The following is a 23,444-nucleotide window of genomic DNA, read 5'->3' on the forward strand; positions in this document are numbered from 1 at the left end:
ATTAGACTGCTCGCTTCCTTAGCCGGCGACGCTCCCGCTCGGAGAGCCCGCCCCATATCCCGAACCGCTCATCATTGGCGAGTGCATATTCCAAGCACTGCGAGCGGACGTTGCACGCCCCGCAGACCTTCTTGGCGTCCCTCGTTGACCCACCCTTTTCAGGGAAGAAAGCTTCAGGATCGGTCTGTGCGCACAGCGCGTCAGTCTGCCAGCCGAGTTCGCCTTCGTCATCGAAGTCTCCCTGGGGAAGGCCGATCCACACGGGCTGCCCCGGCGTTTCAAGGGGACGACGCAGCTCCATGGGAGGGTCGTCCAAATCTTCGTCCGGCCCAGCGGGCAGGTCACCAATCAAGGCCTCATGTGCGGCGAGGAGGGCGGTAGCCTGATCCTCCAAAGATTGCTGCACATTCTGGTTGTATCGGTCTGCCGCTTCCGGGTCCGCCGGGTCAACGTACCAATCCCCCGGTACTTCCCGCGAACGGTATTTCACCGACGCATGTTCTGCGACGACTGCATCTTCCTGGATACGCAACGCTTGCCCCATGGCGTCCCTCCTGATTTTGCAGCTGCTGCTTGGATGTGTTTCCGATTCCCGGTGACGTTCCGGTTATCTGTGCAGCGGCGTTGATTACTAATTACACGCGTGTAACTACCCGGCAGTCAAGCTGCGCCGGGATAATAATCAAGAATTTGTAGAAACGTGGGATGCGCCACGCCCAACTTTTTGGCCGTGCCGCCGCGTGTCCTTGCGGGAAATGGAAGCGGCGGATCGCTTCAGGTTAACTTTCATTGAATTTCCGCGGAAAATTGGCGCTGCAGCCGCTGGCACCCCAACGACTGGAGAAATCGGGGTGTGTTGCATTTCACAATCACGGCACAAAGGCCAAGGACGCCGCGGAACCAGCGTGGCAAGATTGACGCATGAGCATCCCGGCAGCGAACCTGATGACCGCCCTTCGATCCGGCCATTCAACGTCACCTCGACTCACCTGGTATGGACCCGACTCCGAGCGGGTGGAGCTTTCAGGCCGCGTACTGGACAACTGGGTGGCCAAAACAAGCAATCTGCTGCAGGACGAACTTGACGCCGAACCCGGCATGTCCATCAGATTGGACCTCCCGGCGCACTGGAAGTCCTTCGTCTGGGCCCTGGCTGCATGGCAACTGGGTATGGAGGTGGTCTTCGACGCCACCTCCGCGGATCTCCTGGCAACAGACAAGCCCGACGACGGCGCGGGGGCCGGCTTCGATGCGGTGGTCGCCGTACCGCTCGCGGCACTTGCAATGCGATGGCCGGGAGAGCTGCCATCCGGCGTCGTGGATTACGCGGCTGAAGTCCGTTCGCACGGCGACGTCTTCATGTCCCACAACGAACCAGAGGCGGACTTGCCCGCCGTCCGTGGAACCACGGGCCTCCCCCACGGGGATCTCCTTGACGGTTTTGCAGCCGCCCAGGAGCCAGGCGTCCGCCTGCTGGTCCGCGCGGCCGACGGACTGGAGTCATGCCTCGCAGCTTCATTGGGCGCTTGGAACGAAGATGGCTCCGTTGTCTTAGTACATCCAGAGCTGGCTGTGACGGAGCACCTTCTCGAGAACGAGCGCGTCAGCCGTTCGTAGCGTCAGAGGTTTTTTACTGAGGGAAATTCGCCGGTTGCCGGGTTCGCGCCTGTTTCGGAACCGCTCTTGGACTTGTGGTGAAGCTCGATGATCTCGTGGTCATGCGAGAACTCGGGTTCGGCGTCCAGCTCTTCGTTGAACACCCAGAAGCGGTAGGCGAAGAAACGGAAGATAGTACCCAGGATGAGGCCAACAACGCTGCCGGCGATGAACAGTGACGGCTTGTCATTGAGGTCCAGGACGTACTTGGCGAACCACACGCAGCCGGACGCAATCAGGAGCCCTACAAGGTTCATGACGGCAAACAGCACGGCCTCGCGAACAACATTGGCCTGCTTGCGATGCCTGAACGTCCAGAAGCGGTTTGCAACCCAGGAGAAAATACTCGCAACAATGGTTGCGATGGCCTTCGCCCACACTTCGCTGCCGTGCATCGGACCGGAAAACAGCCAGATGAAAACCGCCGAGTCAATGACAAAAGCAACACCGCCGACGGCGCCGAACTTTGCTACCTCACGCCAAAAAAGTGAGGCAAGTCCGCGGATGCGATCTGCAAGTGTGGTGATCATGACCCTCCATGGCCGTTGAAAAAGTGGGCCGATGGGCCAACCCCATTTTAGCGCCGATTTCCTTGCGCTGCCTTTGAGGGGGCTGTGAGAAGCCCGATACCGGCCCTTCGCGCCACGGAAAACCGTCCCCGGAGGCGGCAGAATCAGTGATCCCGCCGCCGGTTCGGTAGGCTGAACCTTGTGACTTTTCCAGTAATTGGCGTAGTTGGCGGCGGCCAACTCGCACGAATGATGGCTCCGCCCGCTACCGCCCTGGGCTTCGAACTCCGCGTTTTGGCCGAGGGTGAGGACGTTTCTGCCGTGGCTGCAGTGGCCACTGCACCTATTGGCGACTATAAGGACTTGGACGCTCTTCTGGAGTTCTCCAAGGGCCTGGACGTCATGACGTTCGATCACGAACACGTCCCCACGAAACACCTGCAAGCCCTCCTGGATGCCGGAGTCAACGTCCAGCCGGGCCCCGATGCTTTGGTTAACGCCCAGGACAAACTGGTGATGCGTGCTGCCATTGATCGCCTTGGACTCCCTAACCCGGAGTGGTCAGCGGTCACCACCGTTGATGAACTGGTCGCCTTTGGCGACAGGATCGGCTGGCCCGTGGTTTTGAAGACGCCGCGCGGAGGCTATGACGGCAAGGGAGTCAGGATTGTTGACTCCCCGGAGGACGCCCTGGACACTTCCGACTGGTTCCAGGCCATGAGCCCTCTGCTTGCCGAAGCCAAAGTTGATTTCAGCCGTGAACTTTCGGCCCTTGTGGCACGCCGTCCCAGTGGCGAATCCCGTGCCTGGCCCGTTGTGCACACCATCCAGGTGGACGGAGTTTGCGACGAAGTGATCGCACCCGCCCAGAACATTTCCGTTGAGGTGGCTGCTGCCGCGGAAGAGGCGGCACTCCGCATTGCCAACGAACTCGGCGTCACGGGGGTCATGGCTGCAGAACTCTTCGAAACGCCCGGCGTCGGAGTGGGCTTCCTCATCAACGAACTTGCCATGCGCCCGCACAACACCGGTCACTGGACGCAAGACGGCTCCATCACCAGCCAGTTCGAGCAGCACCTGCGGGCCGTCCTGGACCTTCCGTTGGGCGCTACCGATGCCTTGGCCCCGGTAGTGGTCATGAAGAACTTCCTGGGCGGCGACAACCAGGATCTCTTCAAAGCCTTCCCCATGGCCTTGGCGTTCGAGCCCGCAGCGAAGGTGCACTCCTACGGCAAGTCCGTCCGCCCGGGCCGCAAGATCGGCCACGTGAACCTCGTTGGCAGCTCGGTTTCCGACGTCGACTCCGTCCGCCAGCGCGCTACCGCGGTGGCCAACATTATTCGTGACGGCCGCAAACCGGAACAGACCACTCTTGAGGAGACCGTATGACTTCGGAAACTACAGCCCCGCTCGTTGGGCTCGTGATGGGCTCGGATTCCGACTGGCCCGTCATGGAGGCCGCGGCGGACGCCTTGGCCGAGTTCGGCATCCCTTTTGAGGCAGACGTTGTCTCAGCCCACCGCATGCCCACCGAGATGATCCGGTACGGACAGACGGCACACGAACGTGGCCTGCGCGTCATCATCGCCGGCGCCGGCGGTGCAGCCCACCTCCCCGGCATGCTGGCTTCGGTGACGCCCCTTCCGGTCATCGGCGTCCCGGTTCCCCTCAAGACCTTGGACGGCATGGACTCCCTCCTGTCCATCGTGCAGATGCCTGCCGGTGTTCCCGTGGCCACGGTGTCCATCGCCGGTGCCCGCAACGCAGGACTCCTCGCTGTTCGCATGCTGGCTTCGGGAGCCGATGAACTCGCGGCCAAGCTCCGCGCGGACCTCCTCACCTTCGCCCAGGAACTGAATGACGTCGCCACCAAGAAGGGCGAAAACCTGCGCCACAAAGTGGAAGAGGTCTTCTCCCCCGCCAACGCTTCCGCCCGGAGCCCCCGCTAGGAAGGCAGCGGATGATGACCATGCACAAGACCCCGAGTCAGCCCGGCGCCGCCTTGACTGATCCCGTCCGCTATCCCTCCGGCGCCAGCGCTCCGGTGCGGACCAAACGCGCCTTTGTGCTGGTCCTCCTCACTCTGTTTGTTCCCGGCAGCGCCCAAATCGTTGCCGGTGACCGCAAACTTGGCCGCATCGCTTTGCGCGTCACCATCACGGTGTGGGCCCTCGTCCTGCTCACGCTGTTCATCGCCCTGGTGAATCGAAGCTTGCTGCTCAGCCTCGCCACGCACCCCGTGGGCTCCTTGTTCATCATTGTGATCCTGGTGGCCTTGGCCTTGGGTTGGGCTTTCCTGTTTCTCAATACTCTGCGGATCATCAGGCCAGCACTCCTGGCACCGGGAATGCGCCCCATCATCGCCGTCGTCCTGGCAGTAAGCACGGTCATCGGCAGTGGATCCCTGGGCTATCTCGCTTACGTCCTGAACGTGAGCCGGAATGCGATCGGCAGCATCTTCAATGCCGGTCCCGCCATAGATCCCGTGGACGGGCGGTACAACTTCCTCATGATGGGCGGCGACGCCGGAGATGATCGGACCGGCCGCCGTCCGGACAGCCTCTCCGTCATCAGCGTCGATGCGAAAACAGGCGAGAGCGCTATCATCTCCGTCCCCCGCAACCTTCAGAATGCGCAGTTCAGCGAGGGTTCGCCCATGCGCAAAATCTACCCGGACGGCTACAACTGCGGCGACGAGTGCCTCATCAACGCCGTCAACACCGAGGTCACCAACAACTACCAGGATCTCTACCCGGGAGTTGCCGATCCTGGTGCGCAGGCCACGCTCGAAGCTGTGTCCGGCACCTTGGGCATCACCGTCCAGGCTTATGTCCTGGTGGATATGGACGGCTTCGCGAAACTCATTGATGCCATGGGTGGCATCGGTATCAAAGCCGGAGGCTGGGTACCCATCAGTGGTCCGGTCACTGACGAGGCCAACGGAATCCACGGCATGCCTGATGGCTGGATCCCGGCAGGTGATCAGCACCTTAATGGCTTCCAGGCCCTGTGGTACGGACGTTCCCGCGAATTCGTGGATGACTACGCCCGCATTGCGCGCCAGCAGTGCGTGCAGCAGGCCATGCTCAAGCAGTTGGACCCCGCCACCCTCCTGACAAAGTTCGAGGACATCGCCAACGCCGGCACCAAAGTGGTTGACTCCAACATTTCCTCCAACCAGCTGGGCAGCTTCGTGGATCTTGCCTTGAAGTCCAAGAACCAGCCGGTCAAGCGCCTCACTATCGGCCCGCCGGACTTTGACGCGTCCTTCTCCACAGTGCCGGACTTTGACCTGATCCACTCCAAGGTCCAGGAAACACTGGCGTCGTCCAATACTCCCAAGGCGAGTGACGCCGTCGTCTCCTATAACGGTGCAGCTGCCGGGGCCGTCATGGCCGCCGGTCCGCTGGCTGGGTCCGTAACGGCGGGTCAGTTGCCGTCGCCGTCGTCCGACTTCACCCCGGTCACCACTACACCCGACGGCACTCCCATCACCATCGAGTTGCTGAACGGCCTCAAGGCCCAAGGCGATGAGCAAGGCATCCGAGACCTTGTGGCCACCAACGGACAGTGCGCACCGCTCTAAGCTGCCTTCCGCCCTCACGTTCAGCGCGACGATAAGGACTTTCTTTCGTGTACCAGATTGAAAATGTTTTGCGACCCTATGCATGGGGTTCGACGACGGCGATCGCCGAGTTGCTGGGACGGCCGGCACCGGGTGGTCCCGAAGCCGAAATGTGGATCGGAGCCCACCCGGACTCCCCCTCCACAGCCGTCCACCCCAACGGGGTCACTCAGCCGCTCGACGCCTTGATTGCCGCGGATCCCGTGCGCTGCTTGGGCTCGGAAAGCATCGCCGAGTTCGGGCCACGATTGCCGTTCCTCACCAAGTTCCTGGCTGCCGCTCAGCCCCTGTCCCTGCAGGTTCACCCGAGCCTGGATCAGGCGAGGGAGGGATTCGCCCGCGAGAACGCTGCCGGCATCCCCGCGGATGCAGCAGAACGCAATTACCGGGACGATAACCACAAACCGGAGATGATCTTTGCCCTGACTCCGTTCAAGGCCATGTGTGGCTTCCGGCCACCCGCGGGGTCAAAAGCAGTCTTCGAGCACCTGGCCCGCGTCCTTGATTCCGCTGCCGTCACTGTTCCGTCGGTCATCACCAACGTCATTTCGGACCTTGCTGTGCGCGACGAATCCGCTGCCCTGAAAGCAGCTTTCAGCCGCCTGATCGAAGGCGGCAGTGAGGTTTCCGACGCAATCAACGAAGTAGTGGCCGTCTTCTCCGCCGGCGCGCCATTGGAACCGCACCGTGAGGTGCTTGCTGCGATGCTGGACATCAATGAGGCCTTCCCCGGCGATCCCGGCGTCCTCATCTCGCTCCTTCTCAACCACCTGTCCCTGGAGCCCGGCGAGGCTGTTTACCTGCCGGCCGGGAACATCCACGCCTACCTCCACGGTTTGGGGGTGGAAGTCATGGCCTCCTCGGATAACGTGTTGCGCGGCGGCCTCACCAACAAGCACCTGGACATTCCTGAGCTTCTCAGGACCGTGCGCTTCGAAGCCCTGGGAGTGCCGCGTGTCCAGCTCAGCGGGACGGAATTCGGGCAGGAACTGTACCGCCCGCCGTTCAAGGAATTCCAGCTCCAGCGTATTGAGCTTGGCCCTGGCGCCGAGCCGGTGCCCCTGGCACAATCCGGGCCAGCCGTCGTCGTGGTGGTCTCCGGTTCGGTATTGCTCGATTCCCCCAAAAGCGACCTTCGACTTGAGCGGGGCGCCGCCGCGTTCATCCCGGACATCGAAGCGCCCGTCAATGTTCACCCCGTGCAGGGTGCCACGGACGTCAGTGTTGCCTTCGCAGTGACCACGGGCCGGGGGAACTGATCCGTGGAGTTCTTCCTGCAAACGCCCGCGTGGGCGGCCGTCCAGCGTTCCTTGGGACGCCGCGTCCATGAGCAGTCCGGACCCGGCTGGAGCTTCCTTGCCATTGAGGAGAAGAACCCTGCCGGCAAGGTCATTTATGCTCCTTACGGCCCCGTGGCCGAGTCCGTGGAAGCTTTCGACGCCGCCACTGCGGCGTTGGTGGAGCTGGCCAAAAAGGAGCGTGCGGTCTTCGTTCGGATGGAGCCTGCCGCAGCAGGCTTTGAAGCGTTCGACGCCGGCACTCTCCTCCGCGCGCGTGGCTTGCGCCCGGCGCCGGTCAACCAACAGCCGGAGCTCAGCTGGATTGTGGATCTTGACGGGGATTTCAAGGACGTCCTGGCCGGCATGAAGCCGACCAACCGAAACCTTTACCGGAACATCCACAAGAAGGGCGTGACGTTCCGTGCGTCCCAGGATCCGGCGGACATCAAAATTCTCCTGCATTTCCTTCACCTGACGGCTGCCCGGAACGGCTTCAAACCCCAAAGCGACGAGTACCTCACGCAAGTAGCCGCCTCGTTGCTGCCCAACGGCGCGGGAACGCTGTTCATCGCTGAGCTTGAGGGCGAAGCGATCGCCGCTGCCTTCGCCTACGATTCTGCCGACACCCGCGTGTACGCCCACGCAGCCCTGGATGATACCCATCGCAAACTCAGCGCGGGCATCCCCCTCCTGGTGACCCTGATGGCCGACGCCAAGGAGAAGGGCCTCAAGCACGTAGACCTCTGGGGCGTGGCTCCCGAGGACCAGCCGGACCACAAATGGGCGGGCTTCACGGCCTTCAAGAAGTCCTTCGGCGGCCGCGAAGTCTCCTACCCCGGCACCTGGGACCTCCCGGTGAACAAGCTCCGCTACGGCGCCTACCAACTGGCCAGAAAACTCCGCGACAAACTCCGCTAAACCCACCCCACCACCCAAACAGCGCGCAACCGTAACCCGCTGCCCTCAACGCATCCAAACAGCGAAAAGCGCCCCATCGCGGGAGCGGCATCAAATCGACGAGGTACGAGGAGATAGCCGCAGAGCGATGGGGCGCTTTTCGCGTCAAAGACGCGACTGAACTGGAGGGGTTACGGCTTGCGCGCGTACGTCTCCCACTTGGAGGCGTGGTGCTCAGCTTCAACGAAGCGGACCGTCCCGGACTTGGAGCGCATCACGATGGACTGCGTCATGACGCGGTCCTTCTGGTAGCGCACGCCGTGGAGGAGGTCGCCGTCGGTGATGCCGGTTGCTGCGAAGTAGCAGTTGTCCGAGGTGACGAGGTCGTTGGTGGATAGGACGCGGTCGAGGTCGTGTCCGGCGTCGATTGCCTTCTGCTTCTCGTCGTCCGAGGTGGGCCACAGGCGTCCCTGGATGACACCACCGAGGGACTTGATGGCGCAGGCGGTGACAATGCCTTCCGGAGTGCCGCCGATGCCCATGAGGGCGTCCACGCCGGTGCCGGAGCGGGCTGCTGCGATGGCGCCGGCGACGTCACCGTCCATGATGAACTTGGTGCGTGCACCGGCTTCGCGGATTTCTTCCACGAGGGGGCGGTGGCGGTCGCGGTCCAGGATCATGACGTTGAGCTGGTTGACCTTGACGCCCTTGGCTTTGGCGATGAGGTGCAGGTTCTGTTTGACGGGCAGGCGCAGGTCCACCATGTCGGCGGCTTCGGGGCCCGTAACGAGCTTCTCCATGTAGAACACGGCGGAGGGGTCGAACATGGAGCCACGCTCAGCAACTGCCAGCACCGCGAGGGCGTTGTTGATGCCGAGGGCGGTCAGGCGGGTTCCGTCGATGGGGTCGACGGCGACGTCACACTCGGGACCGGTGCCGTCACCAACCTGCTCGCCGTTGAACAGCATGGGGGCTTCATCTTTTTCGCCTTCACCGATGACCACGACGCCGTTGAAGTGGACGGTTTGAAGGAATGAACGCATGGCATCGACGGCGGCGCCGTCTGCCTTGTTTTTGTCACCGAAACCTACCCAGTGGCCGCCGGCAATTGCCGCGGCTTCGGTGACACGGACGAGTTCAAGCGCAAGGTTGCGGTCGGGTTCGTCGAGGCCGACGGCGAGCGACGGCGAAATCGTGGAATACTGCTGGGTCATTGGTGCAGGAGACACTTGAACCTCTTCTTCGAGTGACGATTCACGGGACCGGACATGGTTGCACGGGGCAACCCGGGGTTCCTCTATCAACGATCATAGTCGCCGCGTGGTCCGGGAGTCTTTGGATGACCACGGCCCCCGGCACCTGCGGTGAGGTTGGCGGATGTGTGTTCCCTGCCCGGATAAGGGATCATGGAGGGGTGAGTGAAACGCAGGACAAGCCCGCAGCAGAGAACCCGTCTGAAGCTGCAGCGGCCAACCCCACCGATGCCCAGGCAGCCACGGATGCCCCCTTTAAACCCGTCATTGCGGCGAAAGCTGCCAAGCGGGCCAATGCTTCGGTCATCGGCATGGTCATTGCGCTGCTGGTCTGTGTCCTGGCTTTCCTCCCCATCGTCTTGATGAACCCGGCCCCCAAGGGCGAGGGTTTCCGGCCTGATGTTGACGTCTCGGCCATCGCCCGCAACGCCACAGGTGTGGCGGGATTCACACCAGTTACCCCGGATACGGGCGACACATTCAAGCCCAATTACGCCCGCTGGGAGTCCGGCACGGGCAGCGGTGTACCTACCTGGGAGATCGGTTTCCTGACTCCCAAGGAAAAGTTCATTGGGCTCACCCAAACCAGCCAGGCGAACCCCACGTGGGTTTTGCAGCAGACGGAGAACCTTCCCGTTACGGGCACCCGGAGCGCGGGCGGCCAGGAATGGGAACTGAGGGACTCCGGCAAGGAAAAGCGCAGCATGGTCCTGGAGTACCGCGGCACCACCATCGTCCTTAGCGGCACGGCGAACCTCGACGAGTTCGCAACCCTGGCGGCCGCCGTCGTGAAGTCCGCAGAGCAGGCGCCGCCTGCAAGTGTGCCGGCCACCGCAACGTCTTCCGCGCAGCCTTAGGCGCAACAGTTTCACGGACTGCGGTGTCCGCGTCGTAAAGTAAGGCTCGTGCCTACTTACCTGACTCCAGCCCTGGCGTGGCGCCGTCTCCGCGAGGGCAACGAACGCTTTGTTTCCGGCGAATCCCTGCACCCCAACCAGGATGCTTCGCGACGATCTTCGCTCATCGAGAACCAGAATCCCTTCGCCGTGATCTTTGGCTGCTCGGATTCCCGGCTTGCTGCAGAAATCATCTTTGACCTCGGATTGGGCGACGCCTTCGTAGTGCGCACTGCAGGCCAGGTCATTGACGACGCTGTTCTGGGCTCCCTTGAGTACAGCATCAGCGAACTCCGTGTTCCCCTGATCGTCATCCTTGGACACGACAGCTGTGGTGCCGTGAAGGCCACCAAAGCGGCCGTGGAAACCGGTGAGATGCCTCCTGGCTTCATCCGCGACCTCGTGGAGCGCATCACCCCGTCGGTTCTGACTGCCCGGCGCAATAACCAGGACGACGTCAATGACATGGTGGTGGAGCACGTCAAGCAGACGGCAGCCCGTCTCGCTGACAGCTCGCGTGTGATTTCCGACGCCATCGACGACGGCCGTGTGGCCGTGATCGGCTTGTCCTACAAGCTCGATGAAGGCCGTGCGGCCCTCGTTTCCGGGATCGGCAAGCTCTAGGAGCGCGTGCTCCGGCCTCAGCGCCGGAGCACGTAGCACTCCCCTCCGGGTTTTCTGTGCGGCGTCCAATCGCCATAAGCTAGCCCCATGACTTCCACCACTGAGTTCCGTATTGAACATGACACGATGGGCGAAGTTCGCGTCCCCGTGAACGCCCTGTACCGCGCCCAGACGCAGCGTGCTGTGGAGAACTTCCCCATCTCCGGCAAGACGCTTGAGCGCACCCACATCGAGGCCCTGGCCCGCGTGAAGAAGGCAGCCGCACTGGCGAACGCCGAACTGGGGGTGCTCGATGGTGAGCTCGCCGAGGCTATCGCCGCAGCTGCCGACGAGGTTGCAACCGGCAAGTACGACGGCGACTTCCCGATTGACGTCTTCCAGACCGGCTCGGGCACGTCCTCCAACATGAACACCAACGAGGTCATCGCAGAGCTCGCATCGCGCGCCCTTGCCGCTGCCGGGAGTGACAAAGTTGTCCACCCGAATGACCACGTGAACGCGTCGCAGTCCTCCAACGACGTCTTCCCGACGTCCGTGCACGTTGCCGCTACCTCGGCACTGATCAACGACCTGATCCCGGCCCTCGAGTACTTGGCAGCATCCCTGACGCGCAAGGCCGTTGAGTTCAAGGACGTCGTCAAGTCGGGCCGCACGCACCTTATGGATGCCACGCCCGTCACGCTCGGCCAGGAATTCGGTGGCTACGCGGCGCAGGTCCGCTACGGCATCGAGCGCATCAACGCTGCACTCCCCCGCGTTGCCGAAGTTCCCCTTGGCGGCACCGCTGTTGGCACCGGCATCAACACCCCGGCCGGCTTCCCGGAGCGCGTCATTGAGCTTCTGGCCGCTGACACCGGACTGCCACTGACCGAAGCCCGCGATCACTTCGAGGCCCAGGCGAACCGCGATGGCCTCATCGAGGGCTCCAGCCAGCTGCGCAACATCGCGATCTCCTTCATGAAGATCAACAACGACCTCCGCTGGATGGGCTCGGGCCCCAACACCGGCCTCGGCGAAATCGCCATCCCGGACCTTCAGCCGGGCTCCTCGATCATGCCGGGCAAGGTCAACCCTGTCATCTGCGAAGCGTCCATCATGGTGTGCGCCCAGGTGATCGGCAACGACACCGCCATTGCCTGGTCCGGTACCAACGGTGCCTTCGAGCTGAACGTCGGCATCCCCGTCATGGCTGCCAACCTGCTTGAATCCATCCGCCTGCTGGCCAACACCAGCCGCGTCATGGCCGACAAGATGATCGACGGCATCACCGCCAACGTGGAGCGCGCCCGCTTCCTTGCCGAGGCTTCCCCGTCCATCGTGACGCCGCTGAACAAGTACATCGGTTACGAAAACGCAGCAAAGATCGCCAAGATCGCCGTCAAGGAGGGCCTGACCATCCGCCAGGCAACCGAGAAGCTCGGCTTCGTCGGTGAAGGCGAAGGCCAGGTTTCCGAGGCCGACCTGGACAAGGCCCTGGACGTCACCACCATGACGTCCCCGGCCCACAAGGCCTGACCTCTGGTCTAAAACTCCCAGCACGACGACGGCCGGTACCTTTCACCCGAAAGGTACCGGCCGTCGTCGTACCCGGAGTTTTTGTACAGCAGATGCCTTTTTGCACTTTCTAGTTGAAAGTGCAAAACTTTACTTTGTGAGCAATAGTGCAAATATCGACGGCGGCCTTCGCGAGCGCAAGCGGGCTGCCACGCGGACGGCGATTACCGCCGTCGCGCGTTCCATGACCGCTGCGCGTGGCCTAAGCGGTTTCACGGTTGAGGAGGTCTGCGAAGGGGCGGGGATTTCACGCCGGACCTTCTTCAACTACTTCCACTCCAAGGAAGATGCAGTGATCGGCTCGTTTTCCGACGAACTGCCTGAAGAGGCGCTGGAGGCCTTCACACGGAATCCTTCCCGTACGGCTGACAGCATCTCGCAAACCCTCCTGGCAGCACTGCATGTGCTCACCGTGACGCTGATGGAGCGTTCATCCATCAGCCGCACCGAAGTTCAGCAGTTCATTGCCGCCATCACCGCAGAGCCTCAACTCCTGGCGCGGCTCACCCTTGAAGGGGAGGCCCGCGAACGCCAATTCGCAGGGCTGGTAGCCGCCCGCGAAGGGCTGGATCCGGACCACCCTGAAGTCATGACAGCGACTGTTCTGTTTGGGGCTGTCTCCAAAAAGACGGCACAGCAGTTCTTCTCCGAGGACAACATCCGCCCTTACCGCGGGATCCTCGAACGGAACCTCAACGCAGCACGGAAACTCTTCGCCCAGCCGCTGGCCACGAGCCAACAACTGGGACCAAACCCCCTTGAAACCTCGAAGGACCCCGCATGAGTACACTCTCGAAGGCAGCCGAACCGTTGCTGCTGACCCAGAAACGCATCTGGATCATCTTTTCGGCGCTGATCGCAGGCATGCTCCTGTCCAGCCTCGACCAGACCATCGTCTCCACCGCCATGCCCACCATCGTGGGCAAGCTGGGCGGCGTGGAGCACCAAGCGTGGATTACCACGGCGTATCTCCTGGCCACCACTATCGTCATGCCCATCTACGGCAAGTTCGGTGACATTCTGGGGCGTCGAAACCTGTTCCTCGTGGCCATCGCGCTCTTCACGCTCGCATCCGTGGGCTGCGCGTTCGCCACGGATTTCTGGGGCTTCGTCATTTTCCGCGCCATCCAAGGCCTGGGCGGCGGCGGCCTCATGATCCTGTCCCAGGCGATCATCGCTGACATTGTTCCCGCCAAGGAGCGCGGCAAGTACATGGGCCCTTTGGGCGCCATCTTCGGCCTTTCCGCTGTGGCCGGGCCCCTGCTGGGCGGGTTCTTCGTTGACCACCTCACCTGGGAATGGGCCTTCTACATCAACATCCCCATCGGTATCGCCGCGTTCATCACCGCCTGGTTCACCCTGACGCTTCCCAACAAGAAGGCAGAGAAGAAGATCGACATCCTCGGTGTCCTGTTCCTCTCCGCTGCCACCACGTGCCTCATCTTCTTCACCGACTTTGGTGGCAAGAAGGACGAGGGCTGGGACTCACCCCTTACCTGGGCCTTTGGTGCAGGCATGGTCCTGGCAGCCTTTGCCTTCGTGATGGTTGAGCGTCGCGCCGAGGACCCCATCATTCCATTGAGCCTGTTCAAGAACCCCATCTTCATCAACGCAACGGCCATCGGCTTCACTCTGGGCCTGGGCATGTTCGCGGCCATCGCCTTCGTTCCCACGTTCCTTCAGATGTCTTCCGGGACGTCTGCCGCTGAGTCAGGCCTGCTGATGCTGCCCATGATGGTGGGCCTGATGGGCACGTCCATCTATTCCGGTATTCGCATTTCCAAGACCGGCAAGTACAAGATGTACCCCATCCTGGGTGCAGCGCTCACCATCGCTGCAATGCTGTGGCTCACCACGCTCGCAGCCTCCACCCCCATTTGGGTCATCTGCGTCCAGCTCTTCATCTTCGGCGCGGGCCTGGGCCTGATCATGCAGGTCATCGTCCTGGTGGTGCAGAACTCCGTGCCCGCTGACCAGATTGGTACGGCTACCAGTACCAACAACTACTTCCGCGAAGTAGGCGCATCGCTGGGTGTGGCCGTGTTCGGGGCAATCTTCACCAACCGCCTGGCCGAGTCGCTCACCGAAGCCTTCACCGGTGCCGGCGCTTCCACCGAGCAGGCTTCGCAGTCCACCAGCACGCTGGACCCCCAAGCACTGGCCCAGATGCCCGAACAGTTGCGGGATGCGATCGTCAACGCTTATGCCAATTCCCTGGCCCCCGTCTTCTGGTACCTGGTGCCGTTCATCGCCATCGCACTGATCCTGGCCATCACCCTGAAGCAGATCCCCCTCTCCGATACCGCCGGCATGGTGGCGCGCGGCGAGGCTGTGGGTGGCGAGGAAGCGGACAGGCTTGAGGCCGAGCGTCTGGAGACGGCGCGGCTGGAGACTGCGCGGCTGGAAGCCGCTATGGCAGCTTCGGATGATGCCGAAAAGGACCGTCCCACCGCCGACGCGGGACGTCACTAGCGTTAGTCCTCCACTTGGTACGCCACGGGGCCTTCGGGCTCCGTGGCAAGCCTGATGGCTTCAAGGTTTCCGGCACTCATCTCCGGAAGGTCCTCCAATGCGAACCACCCAACGGCCAGGGATTCGTCATCGTTCACCTGCGCCTCTCCCGAGATGTATCGGCACCGGAACGTGATGTCCAGGAAATCGCACACGTCGCCGTTGGGGAAGGTCACCGGCCCTACAACGCCGACGCCGATGATGCGCTCAGTCTCGGCCACCACCGCCGTTTCCTCAAAGATCTCGCGCACCAAACCAGGCGCGGGGTGCTCCCCCGGCTCAAGCATTCCGGTGATGAGGGTCCAGTGACCGTTGTCGGCACGCTGGCCTAACAAGACCCTGCCCTCATCATCGAACACCACTCCCCGCACGGCCGGCAGCCAGAGGGGATCGTTGCCGATCTTTTCCCGCAGTTTGAGCACGAAATCGGGTGCACCCATGGTCAGTTTTTCCTCAGTTCAATCGTTGCGTGTGAGTCGCTGGGCTAAGCATGACCCAGCCCGGTGAACAGGGAGAATACGGCGAGCGTTGCAATTTGGCCGCAGTTGGCCTTGCACGAGGGTTGCTAAGCGGGCAGGAGCACCATGGCGGCCGCCGCTCCGGCCAGCATGAACGGTCCGAACGGTATGGCCGAGCGCAGCGTGCCACGCCGGGCTATCAAGATGCCCAAGCTCCACAGCCCTCCCAACAGGAAAGCCGCGAACGTTCCAGCAAAGACGTGGCTCCATCCCAAATAGCCCAGGTAGAGCCCCAACACGCCCGCCAGTTTCACGTCGCCGAAGCCCATTCCGGGAGGGTGAATCAGACGCAGCACGAAGTAGAACAACCAGAGCACGGCGCCGCCGGCCACAACGCCCAGCCCCGGTACGCCAAAGAGCAGAGCCGCAGGAGTGTTCTCCGTGGCCGAATCACCGAACGAGGCCAGGATCGCGGCAGCCAGCAGAAGCACCCCCGCCACCACGTACGAGGGAAACACGATGCGGTTAGGCAGCAGGTGGCTCCGGACATCTATCACTGTCAGCCGCACGGCCATGGCCACGAAGTACAGGCAGGCTGCCAGCACCAGCCAGAAGCCCAGCGGGCTGCCGGTCCAGAGGTCTGAAAGTCGTCGGATCACCTTCGGATGCTATCCCGCTTTGGCCACCGGACCAGCTTGAACGCTTGGGTAAACTGTGGATATGGGGCGATACAGTGCAGGTGGACCAGGTTTTGACTTGTCCTCCACATTCCGCAATCTTTGCCGTTCTTCGCCGTGGAAGTGGACCAGCCTCCGCTTCGAGTACCTCGAGCGGCCCGCTTCCGGTGCCGCGATTGTCCGGGCATGGCTCAGGCGTCCCGGCGCCCTCCGACTCGAGACCCCGGACGGTCAGCTGCTGCACAGCACCACCGGCATCAACGATTCCCGGGATGATCGTTACGTCAGTTCCACACGCCGTTCGTGGCTGCTTCCGGCCCACTTGGTCACACCGGTATATGACGACGCCGGACTGGTCCGCCGACGCCCCGAAGCCGAGTACGGGGAGCCCTCCTTTGGCAACGGTCGCCTCGCCGCCGCGCTCGATCCCGTGGAACTTGCCGGCAAGGCCCCGGTCCCCCTGGAATTCCCGGATACAAACCCTGTCTTCCTTGAGCCACCCCGCGAGGTGGACCATGAGGGCCGCCTGGCCTTGGAAACAATCGTCACGCCTAGCCGCACCTACGTCCCCTCAGATCCAGAGGAACCGCTGATCTACCCGGGCCGGACACTGCTCAGGATTGACGCTGGCACAGGCGTTTGCGTCGCCAGCCAAAGCCTGGACGGCGACTCCTCAGGCAAAGGTCACTGGCTCAAGATCCTGGCAGTGGACGAGTACATGCTGGATGACCTTTTCCTGGCAGAGTCGATGAATCTCACGGATGTCCGCCGCCACATCTCGTGGGACATCGGCCCGGCCGCCTGAACAGCAGCGTGTTCGGCGCTAAGCTACGGCGATGACATCGCTGGCAGAAATTTGGCCCCCGTTCGGACTCAGCCTCACCACTCCGAGGCTGACCATCCGTCCCGTTCTGGACGAAGACATCCCTTCAGCCATAGCGGCGGCACGTTCCGGCATCCACCCACCAGGAAAGAGCCCGTTCAGCATGCCGTGGGCCGAACTTCCGGAGGACAAACTGGCACCGAATATGGCTCAGTGGTATTGGCGCTGCCGGGCAAACTTCAGCAAGGACTCCTGGACCCTCCTCCTCGGAGTCTGGAACGACGATGAGCTCCTGGGCGTCCAGGACGTCGGCGCCAAGAACTTCAGCACCCTCAAAACCGTCAGCACTGGCTCTTGGCTGAAGCAGTCCGCGCAAGGCCACGGCTTCGGCAAGGAGATGCGCGCCGCCGTCGTGAGCTTCGCGTTTGATTACTTGGGCGCCGAAGTAGCCGAGTCTGAGGCGGCCATCTGGAACCAGAAGTCCCTGGGAGTCTCCACCAGCCTCGGCTACGAGCTGAACGGCGTCTTCCGCGACGGCTGGGGCGAAAAAGTGGAGGAGGTCCAAAGAGTCTGCCTCACCCCCGCCACCTTCAAACGCCCCGACTGGACCCTCAAAGTCCAAGGCCACGAAGAGCTGAAAACCTACCTCACGCTCTAACCGCTGGATCCACGAGCCGAGCTGCGGTCCTTCGCAGAGGAGCGCATCGCGAGACATCGAACCCCGAAGGTCGCCCAGCGACCGGAAGGGTTCCTATGTGGCGTGTCTAAGCGACGGCGAAGGGCCGTAGCCCGGCGAACCGGACCACGGCCCCGGAAAGAACCTAGATTTCAGCCCCTTCGAGCAACTCAGTCACCAGGGCAGCAATGGGCGACCGTTCCGAGCGGGTCAGGGTGATGTGCCCGAACAGCGGGTGGCCCTTGAGGGTCTCCACTACTGCGGCGACGCCGTCGTGCCGCCCCACACGGAGGTTGTCGCGCTGGGCGACATCGTGGGTGAGGACGATTTTGGAGTTTTGTCCGATGCGGCTCATCACGGTGAGGAGGACGTTTTTCTCGAGTGACTGTGCTTCGTCCACAATCACGAAGGCGTCGTGGAGCGATCGCCCCCGGATGTGGGTCAGCGGCAGGACTTCGAGCATGCCCCGGTCCATGACTTCTTCGACGACTTCCTGGCTCACCAATGCCCCGAGGGTGTCAAACACGGCCTGCGCCCAGGGGTTCATCTTTTCCGATTCGGAGCCGGGGAGGTAGCCGAGTTCCTGGCCGCCCACGGCGTAGAGGGGACGGAACACCACCACTTTGCGGTGTTCCTGGCGTTCCAGGACCGCTTCCAGGCCCGCACAGAGGGCGAGTGCGGATTTGCCGGTACCGGCGCGCCCGCCGATGGAGACGATTCCTACTGCCGGGTCCATGAGGAGATCGATGGCCAGCCGCTGTTCTGCTGAGCGACCGTGGAGTCCGAAGACGTCCCGGTCGCCCTTGACGAGCCGGACTTGCTTGTCTGCCCCTACCCGGCCGAGCGCGGAGCCGCGGTTGGAGAGGAGAACAAGCCCGGTGTTGACGGGCAGTTCTGCAGCGGCGGGGATGAAGGCCGGTTCGTGGCCGTAGAGGGTGGTGATTTCCTCTTCGGTTGCATCCACTTCGGCCATCCCGGTCCAGCCGGAGTCCTTGACGAGTTCGTTGCGGTACTCGTCAGCTTGGAGGCCCATGGCGGAGGCTTTGACGCGCATGGGGAGGTCTTTGGAGACGACCGTGACGTTGTGGCCTTCGTTTGCCAGGTTCTTGGCGACGGCCAGGATTCGGCTGTCGTTGTCGCCTCCACGGAATCCTGCAGGCAGTACTTCCGGGGAAATGTGGTTCATTTCCACCCGGAGCATCCCGCCGTCTTTCCCGAGGGGGATGGCGTGGTCCAGTCCGCCGTGTTCGATTCTGAGGTCGTCCAGGAGCCTCAGGGCTTTTCGGGCGAAGTAGCCCAGTTCGGGGTCGTGGCGTTTTCCTTCCAGTTCGCTGATGACCACGATGGGGACGATCACCTCGTGTTCGGCGAAGCGCAACAGTGCGTGTGGATCGGATAGCAGGACGGACGTATCAATTACGTAGCTGCGGCCTGTAGCGGACGGTGCGGTCCGCCCCTTTTGTGAGACCCGCTTGGTGCGAGAGGTAGCTGCACTTTCCCCGTCGGAAACCATTGCGGGCAGTTGCTCAGAAATAGCCACATCGACTCCAGCCCCGGGCAGTTCGCCCGGCCTAATGGTGAAGCGGCTCGGCCGGAAGGCCGGGCGTGGCCTCCCCTGTAACTGGTGCGATAGTCCGCTCCATATACTGGCCTCCCCGATCAGCGGGCGGTTTTGCCTGCTGATGGGATTAACGTAATCCCCAGCACATTCATTTCCGTAATCTGCGCTCGGCAAGTCGCATGTCGGGAACGTTAATTTTTGGTGACGGGGCGGCGATTACGTGCCGAAGCGCCGCTGGCGCCCGGCGTAATCCCTGAGCGCGCGGAGGAAATCGACCTTGCGGAAGGCAGGCCACAGGGCTTCGCAGAAGTAGAACTCGCTGTAGGCGCTTTGCCACATCAGGAAGCCTGAGAGCCGTTGCTCCCCTGAGGTGCGGATGACGAGGTCCGGATCGGGTTGGCCTCGGGTGTAAAGGAACCTGGAGATGTCGTCCACCGAAAGTTCATCTGCCACTTCGGACATCGTGCGGCCCTTGGCGTCGGCGTCGTGCAGGAGTTCCCGAACGGCGTCGACGATTTCCCGGCGGCCGCCGTAGCCCACGGCCACGTTCACGTGGATCTTTTCGTGAATCGGGGTGCGCGCGGTCAGTTTGTTGAGGCGCTCGGCCAGGTAGTCCGGCAGGAGCTCCGGCGCGCCCATGGCGTGAACCGAGACGTCCTGGTCTTCGTCGAGCCGGTCCAGGGTGTTCGCAATGATGCCCATGAGGAGGTCCAGTTCTTCACCGGACCGGCTCATATTGTCCGTGGACAGCATGTACAGGGTTACTACCTTTACGCCGAGTTCCTGGCACCAGCCGAGGAACTCGTGGATCTTATCCGCGCCTGCTTGGTGCCCTTGGCTGGTGGGGGCATTGAACTGCCGGGCCCACCGTCGGTTTCCGTCCACCATGACGCCGATATGGCGCGGGATTCGATCTTGCTTGAGAGAGCGCAGCAGCTTGCGCTCATAGAAGCCATAGAGGAAACCGGGCAGCTCCACCGGACTCTCACCTGACTTCCTTGCTTGTACGACGACGGCGCACATCCAAGGCTACCGTCCCGAACTGCCGGGCCGGTGCAGTCACCGGTCAAATTCGGCCCACTATTTGTTACCACTGGGTAACTTACCGAAACGTAAGTTATTCTTGTCCCATGGCTGAGCTCCTCGAAACCAAGCCCCTCTGGCGTGGCTGGATCCACGCCGTCGCTGCTCCTTTTGCACTCGCGGCAGGAATTGTCCTGGTGACAGTCGCCCCTACCCCCGACCGCAAGATCACCTCAGCTATTTACGCCGTAACGGGCTTCCTGTTGTTTGGAGTCAGCGCCGTTTACCATCGCGGAAACTGGTCACCCAAGGTCAAAATGCTGCTCAAACGGCTGGACCATACCAACATCATGCTGGTCATCGCCGGGAGCTACACGCCCTTGGCGTGGTCCCTGCTGGAGCGATCCCAAGCCGTGACCCTGCTATGGCTGGTGTGGTCCGGAGCCATAGTTGGCGTTCTCTTCCGGATTCTGTGGACACACGCCCCCCGCTGGCTTTACGTGCCGGTGTACATCGCGCTGGGCTGCGGAGCGCTGTTCTACCTACCCCAGTTCTTCACCGCCAACGCTCCGGCCGCAATACTCATCTGCGTCGGCGGTGCCCTGTACATAGCCGGCGCCGTGTTCTACGCCCTCAAGAAGCCGAACTTCAGCGTCCAGCACTTCGGCTTCCACGAGCTCTTCCACGCCTTCACCGTCCTGGCCTTCGCGGCGCACTTCGTGGCGATCATAATGGCGGTGCTGAGCTAGGCTGCGGCTTCCCGCAGGGTTCAGCGGGGTCCGTCCTCAGTGGAGTTACCTTCCCCTGCCTCGTCGCCGGCTTCGGCAGCCAGGCGAGCTTCCTCAACCTGCGCGCGGTAGCGGACGCGACGAATCCTGCGAACCATGTCCACAATCAGGAACGTGGTCAGAATCACGATGAAGGCCGTGAGGACGAAGCCCCACGTACCGGGCGTCACCTGATCCTCGGACAGGCCAGGCCGCAGTGTGCCCGTGGGATCGGGCGACGGAGTGACGGTCAGGGCAAGAATCAAGTGATGCACTTTCAAACCTTCTATGGGAGCTGATGCGTGCCGGCTGGCAGCGCGTGGCCGGTAAACCGACTGGCCGCACGGTAATTTCTACGAGCGATAGAAACTAGCGGCTTTCCTATCTTATCCCCGCGAACAGGTCCTTTTCCGGCAGCTCGGAAGGGACCCTGGACGTGATCAGGGTGTAGTCCTCCCACGGCCATGCGGTGCGCTGCAGATCCGGTGAGACTGCAAAGAAGAAGCCGAGGGGGTCGATCTGGGTCCGGTGCGCCCGCAGTGCGTCATCCCGGGCTTCAAAGAAATCACCGCAATCAACCTGTGTGGTGGTCTGATGGCCCGCCGCCGGTGCTGTGTGACCTTCCGCGTCGGTTTCGAGCCACGCGGCCAGCCGCTCGGCGTACGGGGACTGCAGCCCTGCTTCTTCCAACGCAAAATGCAGCGCACGGAACCGGTCCGGGCTGAACGCGCGGTCGTAGTAAAGCTTGCTGGGAGTCCAAGGTTCGCCCATGCCGGGATAACGCTCAGGATCACCTGCGGCGTCAAAAGCTTCCACCGCAACCTTGTGGGCCATGATGTGGTCCGGGTGCGGGTAACCACCGTTTTCGTCATAGCTAAGGATGACGTGCGGCTTGAAGCTACGGACCAGCCGGACCAAGGGGGCAGTGGCGCGCTCCAGCGGCTGCAGGGCGAAGCACCCCGGCGGCAGCGGCGGAAGGGGGTCGCCTTCAGGAAGGCCCGAGTCCACAAAGCCCAGCCAACGCTGCTGGATTCCCAGCACGGCCGCCGCGTTGGCCATCTCAATGCGGCGGGCGCCTGCCATGTCCCTTTTGGGATGGGGCGCGTCTTCCATGGCGGGGTTCTGGATGTCGCCCCGCGATCCGTCAGTGCAGGTGGCAACCATGACATCCACTCCGGCAGCGGCGTACATCGCCATGGTTGCTGCACCCTTGCTGGACTCATCATCCGGATGGGCATGGACGGCGAGCAGTCGAAGCTGCTGGTCGGTACTGCTGGACGCTGTCACGTGACGGCTCCTCTTTCATGGATCGAGCTTTTGGGGGCGGTGATGGGGCGCCGGGATCGGCACTAAACTGGACGGGTGACTTCAGAGGACCTATCGGCCACCCAAGTACCGGCAAGCACCAGCCTAGCCAATCGTTACGGCGGTAAAAAGCGCGCCATGACGCGCAAGACCAAGCGGAACATTGTCATCGCCGCCCTGGTCCTCGGGATAGGGTTCGCCGCATATGTGGCAACGGGCTCCGCCCAGGCCCCTGTCACGTTCAAGGACATCGGGTACAGCACCGTGGACGACACCCAGGCAGAGGTTGACTACCAGGTAACAAAGTACCCGGGGGCCACAGCCAAATGTGCCATCAAAGCCTTGGATTCCAAGTTCGCGGTGGTGGGATGGAAGGTTGTGGAGATCGGGCCCAACGATCCCCAGGACGATCCCGACGGCGGCAGCACCACCATGCAGCGAACTGTCCTGAGGACCGAGTCCCCGGCTGTCTCAGGAGTGGTGGACAACTGCTGGATCGTGGACAGCGGCAAGTAACAGTCGTGTGAGCCATGCCTCAACCGGTTTGGGTTCGTCCAAAGGATTTACTACAATGGATGAAACCTTCACCCCGTTAAGTTGGTTACTGAGATTCACGAGTGGCCAACTCGGCGGGGTTTTTTGCATTGTCAGATCTAGAGGAGAAATCCGTGTCTACCACCAATAGCGCCACTGCGGCTTGGCTTACCCAGGAAGCTTTCGACCGCTTGCAGGCTGAGCTGGACCACCTTTCCGGCGCTGGCCGGGCGGAAATCGTCCAGAAGATCGAAGCTGCCCGCCAGGAAGGCGACCTCAAGGAAAACGGCGGATACCACGCCGCCAAGGAAGAGCAGGGCAAAATCGAGGCCCGCATCCGTCAGCTCACCGCACTCCTGCGCGATGCCCATGTGGGCGAGGCTCCTGCCGACGACGGAATCGTCGAACCCGGCATGCTGGTTGTTGCCCGCATTGCCGGCGACGAAGAGACCTTCCTGCTGGGCTCCCGCGAAATCGCCGGAGATTCCGATCTTGACGTCTTCAGCGAAAAGTCACCCTTGGGTGCCGCAATCATCGGCCACAAGGAAGGCGACAGCCTGAGCTACGTCGCCCCCAACGGCAAGGAAATCCCGGTGGAGATTGTCTCCGCCAAGCCCTACGTCGCCTAAGCAGCGGCTCACCGGCCTGAAACGCGACGCCGGCCCACCCCATTGCGGGGCGGGCCGGCGTTTTTCGTGTGCGCACCCAACTGGGTCGCAGATCAGGTCGTTCTCAGCGCGCTGAATCATGCGGTGATCGCAACACCTGATCATTGAAGGGTGTCGATTGCCATGGTGAAGTTCACGAATCGTTTA

Annotated in this window: 25 protein-coding genes; 16 read left to right on the forward strand and 9 right to left on the reverse strand. The window is 62.3% G+C overall.

All coding sequences use genetic code 11. The features are described from left to right. Position 1: 1 nt before the first annotated feature. Positions 2 to 544, reverse strand: coding sequence for a WhiB family transcriptional regulator (locus tag CQ020_RS16715; protein ID WP_014921116.1), 543 nt, complete (start codon positions 542 to 544; stop codon positions 2 to 4). Between the two features lie 377 nt (positions 545 to 921). Here CQ020_RS16715 and CQ020_RS16720 point away from each other — a divergent pair, with 377 nt between their 5' ends. After that, positions 922 to 1,617, forward strand: coding sequence for a TIGR03089 family protein (locus tag CQ020_RS16720; RefSeq protein WP_105692873.1), 696 nt, complete (start codon positions 922 to 924; stop codon positions 1,615 to 1,617). Between the two features lie 2 nt (positions 1,618 to 1,619). On the opposite strand, the gene CQ020_RS16725 is transcribed toward CQ020_RS16720, so the two are convergent. After that, on the reverse strand, positions 1,620 to 2,186 hold the full coding sequence (locus CQ020_RS16725) for a GtrA family protein (RefSeq protein ID WP_105692874.1): 567 nt from the start codon (positions 2,184 to 2,186) through the stop codon (positions 1,620 to 1,622). A 180-nt stretch (positions 2,187 to 2,366) separates the two neighbouring features. Here CQ020_RS16725 and CQ020_RS16730 point away from each other — a divergent pair, with 180 nt between their 5' ends. Genes CQ020_RS16730 through CQ020_RS16750 form a run of 5 tightly spaced genes read left to right on the forward strand, consistent with a single transcriptional unit; the run spans position 2,367 to position 7,988 of the window. Further along, the gene (locus CQ020_RS16730; protein WP_105692875.1) at positions 2,367 to 3,554 is read left to right on the forward strand and encodes a 5-(carboxyamino)imidazole ribonucleotide synthase; all 1,188 of its coding nucleotides are present in this window, start codon (positions 2,367 to 2,369) and stop codon (positions 3,552 to 3,554) included. Beyond that, entirely contained in the window at positions 3,551 to 4,114 is a 564-nt protein-coding gene (gene purE, locus CQ020_RS16735) for a 5-(carboxyamino)imidazole ribonucleotide mutase (protein ID WP_105692876.1), read from the forward strand. Before CQ020_RS16730 ends, purE begins: the two co-directional genes overlap by 4 nt. A 14-nt stretch (positions 4,115 to 4,128) precedes the next feature. Further along, positions 4,129 to 5,751: an LCP family protein gene (locus CQ020_RS16740; protein WP_105692895.1), complete on the forward strand. Its 1,623-nt coding sequence runs from the start codon at positions 4,129 to 4,131 to the stop codon at positions 5,749 to 5,751. 47 nt (positions 5,752 to 5,798) lie between these two features. Next, positions 5,799 to 7,049 carry a mannose-6-phosphate isomerase, class I gene (gene manA, locus CQ020_RS16745; RefSeq protein WP_105692877.1) on the forward strand — a complete coding sequence of 417 codons (1,251 nt, stop codon included), beginning with the start codon at positions 5,799 to 5,801 and terminating at the stop codon, positions 7,047 to 7,049. Positions 7,050 to 7,052: 3 nt separating this feature from the next. After that, the gene (locus tag CQ020_RS16750; RefSeq protein ID WP_105692878.1) at positions 7,053 to 7,988 is read left to right on the forward strand and encodes a peptidoglycan bridge formation glycyltransferase FemA/FemB family protein; all 936 of its coding nucleotides are present in this window, start codon (positions 7,053 to 7,055) and stop codon (positions 7,986 to 7,988) included. A 170-nt stretch (positions 7,989 to 8,158) separates the two neighbouring features. Here CQ020_RS16750 and glpX read toward each other — a convergent pair whose 3' ends face one another. Further along, a complete protein-coding gene (glpX, locus tag CQ020_RS16755) occupies positions 8,159 to 9,181 on the reverse strand; it encodes a class II fructose-bisphosphatase (protein ID WP_181151917.1) in 1,023 nt (340 codons plus the stop codon). 200 nt (positions 9,182 to 9,381) lie between these two features. Here glpX and CQ020_RS16760 point away from each other — a divergent pair, with 200 nt between their 5' ends. The 5 genes from CQ020_RS16760 to CQ020_RS16780 all read left to right on the forward strand — a co-directional run bounded on the left by CQ020_RS16760 (position 9,382) and on the right by CQ020_RS16780 (position 14,766). Then, the gene (locus CQ020_RS16760; protein ID WP_024820114.1) at positions 9,382 to 10,077 is read left to right on the forward strand and encodes a DUF4245 domain-containing protein; all 696 of its coding nucleotides are present in this window, start codon (positions 9,382 to 9,384) and stop codon (positions 10,075 to 10,077) included. A 48-nt stretch (positions 10,078 to 10,125) separates the two neighbouring features. Next, positions 10,126 to 10,740 (forward strand): carbonic anhydrase, encoded by a 615-nt coding sequence (locus CQ020_RS16765; protein ID WP_026542810.1) that lies wholly within the window; start codon positions 10,126 to 10,128, stop codon positions 10,738 to 10,740. An 87-nt stretch (positions 10,741 to 10,827) separates the two neighbouring features. Continuing rightward, on the forward strand, positions 10,828 to 12,255 hold the full coding sequence (locus CQ020_RS16770) for a class II fumarate hydratase (RefSeq protein WP_105692881.1): 1,428 nt from the start codon (positions 10,828 to 10,830) through the stop codon (positions 12,253 to 12,255). Between the two features lie 136 nt (positions 12,256 to 12,391). Further along, a complete protein-coding gene (locus CQ020_RS16775) occupies positions 12,392 to 13,078 on the forward strand; it encodes a TetR/AcrR family transcriptional regulator (protein ID WP_105692882.1) in 687 nt (228 codons plus the stop codon). Beyond that, on the forward strand, positions 13,075 to 14,766 hold the full coding sequence (locus CQ020_RS16780) for an MDR family MFS transporter (protein ID WP_105692883.1): 1,692 nt from the start codon (positions 13,075 to 13,077) through the stop codon (positions 14,764 to 14,766). Before CQ020_RS16775 ends, CQ020_RS16780 begins: the two co-directional genes overlap by 4 nt. Positions 14,767 to 14,768: 2 nt before the next feature. Here CQ020_RS16780 and CQ020_RS16785 read toward each other — a convergent pair whose 3' ends face one another. Together CQ020_RS16785 and CQ020_RS16790 are read right to left on the reverse strand one after the other, a co-directional pair. After that, complete coding sequence (locus CQ020_RS16785; protein ID WP_105692884.1) at positions 14,769 to 15,245, reverse strand: NUDIX domain-containing protein; 477 nt, start codon at positions 15,243 to 15,245, stop codon at positions 14,769 to 14,771. 125 nt (positions 15,246 to 15,370) lie between these two features. Further along, on the reverse strand, positions 15,371 to 15,922 hold the full coding sequence (locus CQ020_RS16790) for an A24 family peptidase (protein WP_105692885.1): 552 nt from the start codon (positions 15,920 to 15,922) through the stop codon (positions 15,371 to 15,373). A 61-nt stretch (positions 15,923 to 15,983) separates the two neighbouring features. Between CQ020_RS16790 and CQ020_RS16795 the strand changes: the two genes are divergently transcribed. Together CQ020_RS16795 and CQ020_RS16800 are read left to right on the forward strand one after the other, a co-directional pair. Then, positions 15,984 to 16,745: a hypothetical protein gene (locus CQ020_RS16795; RefSeq protein ID WP_105692886.1), complete on the forward strand. Its 762-nt coding sequence runs from the start codon at positions 15,984 to 15,986 to the stop codon at positions 16,743 to 16,745. A gap of 31 nt (positions 16,746 to 16,776) precedes the next feature. After that, a complete protein-coding gene (locus CQ020_RS16800; RefSeq protein WP_105692887.1) occupies positions 16,777 to 17,421 on the forward strand; it encodes a GNAT family N-acetyltransferase in 645 nt (214 codons plus the stop codon). A 163-nt stretch (positions 17,422 to 17,584) separates the two neighbouring features. Here CQ020_RS16800 and CQ020_RS16805 read toward each other — a convergent pair whose 3' ends face one another. Together CQ020_RS16805 and CQ020_RS16810 are read right to left on the reverse strand one after the other, a co-directional pair. Further along, positions 17,585 to 19,174: a PhoH family protein gene (locus CQ020_RS16805; protein ID WP_105692888.1), complete on the reverse strand. Its 1,590-nt coding sequence runs from the start codon at positions 19,172 to 19,174 to the stop codon at positions 17,585 to 17,587. A 42-nt stretch (positions 19,175 to 19,216) separates the two neighbouring features. Further along, positions 19,217 to 20,023, reverse strand: coding sequence for an isoprenyl transferase (locus CQ020_RS16810; RefSeq protein WP_105692889.1), 807 nt, complete (start codon positions 20,021 to 20,023; stop codon positions 19,217 to 19,219). Between the two features lie 107 nt (positions 20,024 to 20,130). Here CQ020_RS16810 and CQ020_RS16815 point away from each other — a divergent pair, with 107 nt between their 5' ends. Next, positions 20,131 to 20,772 carry a hemolysin III family protein gene (locus tag CQ020_RS16815; protein ID WP_105692890.1) on the forward strand — a complete coding sequence of 214 codons (642 nt, stop codon included), beginning with the start codon at positions 20,131 to 20,133 and terminating at the stop codon, positions 20,770 to 20,772. Positions 20,773 to 20,792: 20 nt separating this feature from the next. Here the strand turns inward: CQ020_RS16815 and CQ020_RS16820 are convergent, their stop codons facing one another. Next, entirely contained in the window at positions 20,793 to 21,065 is a 273-nt protein-coding gene (locus tag CQ020_RS16820) for a hypothetical protein (RefSeq protein ID WP_024820102.1), read from the reverse strand. 106 nt (positions 21,066 to 21,171) lie between these two features. After that, positions 21,172 to 22,077 (reverse strand): mycothiol conjugate amidase Mca, encoded by a 906-nt coding sequence (gene mca / locus CQ020_RS16825; protein ID WP_105692891.1) that lies wholly within the window; start codon positions 22,075 to 22,077, stop codon positions 21,172 to 21,174. A 75-nt stretch (positions 22,078 to 22,152) separates the two neighbouring features. On the opposite strand from mca, the gene CQ020_RS16830 reads away from it, so the two are divergent. Both CQ020_RS16830 and greA read left to right on the forward strand, forming a co-directional pair. Further along, positions 22,153 to 22,611 (forward strand): DUF4307 domain-containing protein, encoded by a 459-nt coding sequence (locus CQ020_RS16830; protein WP_105692892.1) that lies wholly within the window; start codon positions 22,153 to 22,155, stop codon positions 22,609 to 22,611. A gap of 152 nt (positions 22,612 to 22,763) precedes the next feature. Continuing rightward, positions 22,764 to 23,258, forward strand: a complete 495-nt coding sequence (gene greA, locus CQ020_RS16835; RefSeq protein WP_024820099.1) for a transcription elongation factor GreA — start codon at positions 22,764 to 22,766, stop codon at positions 23,256 to 23,258. The last annotated feature ends 186 nt before the right edge of the window (positions 23,259 to 23,444 follow it).

The organism is Arthrobacter sp. MYb23, assembly GCF_002979775.1.
Classification (GTDB): Bacteria; Actinomycetota; Actinomycetes; order Actinomycetales; family Micrococcaceae; genus Arthrobacter.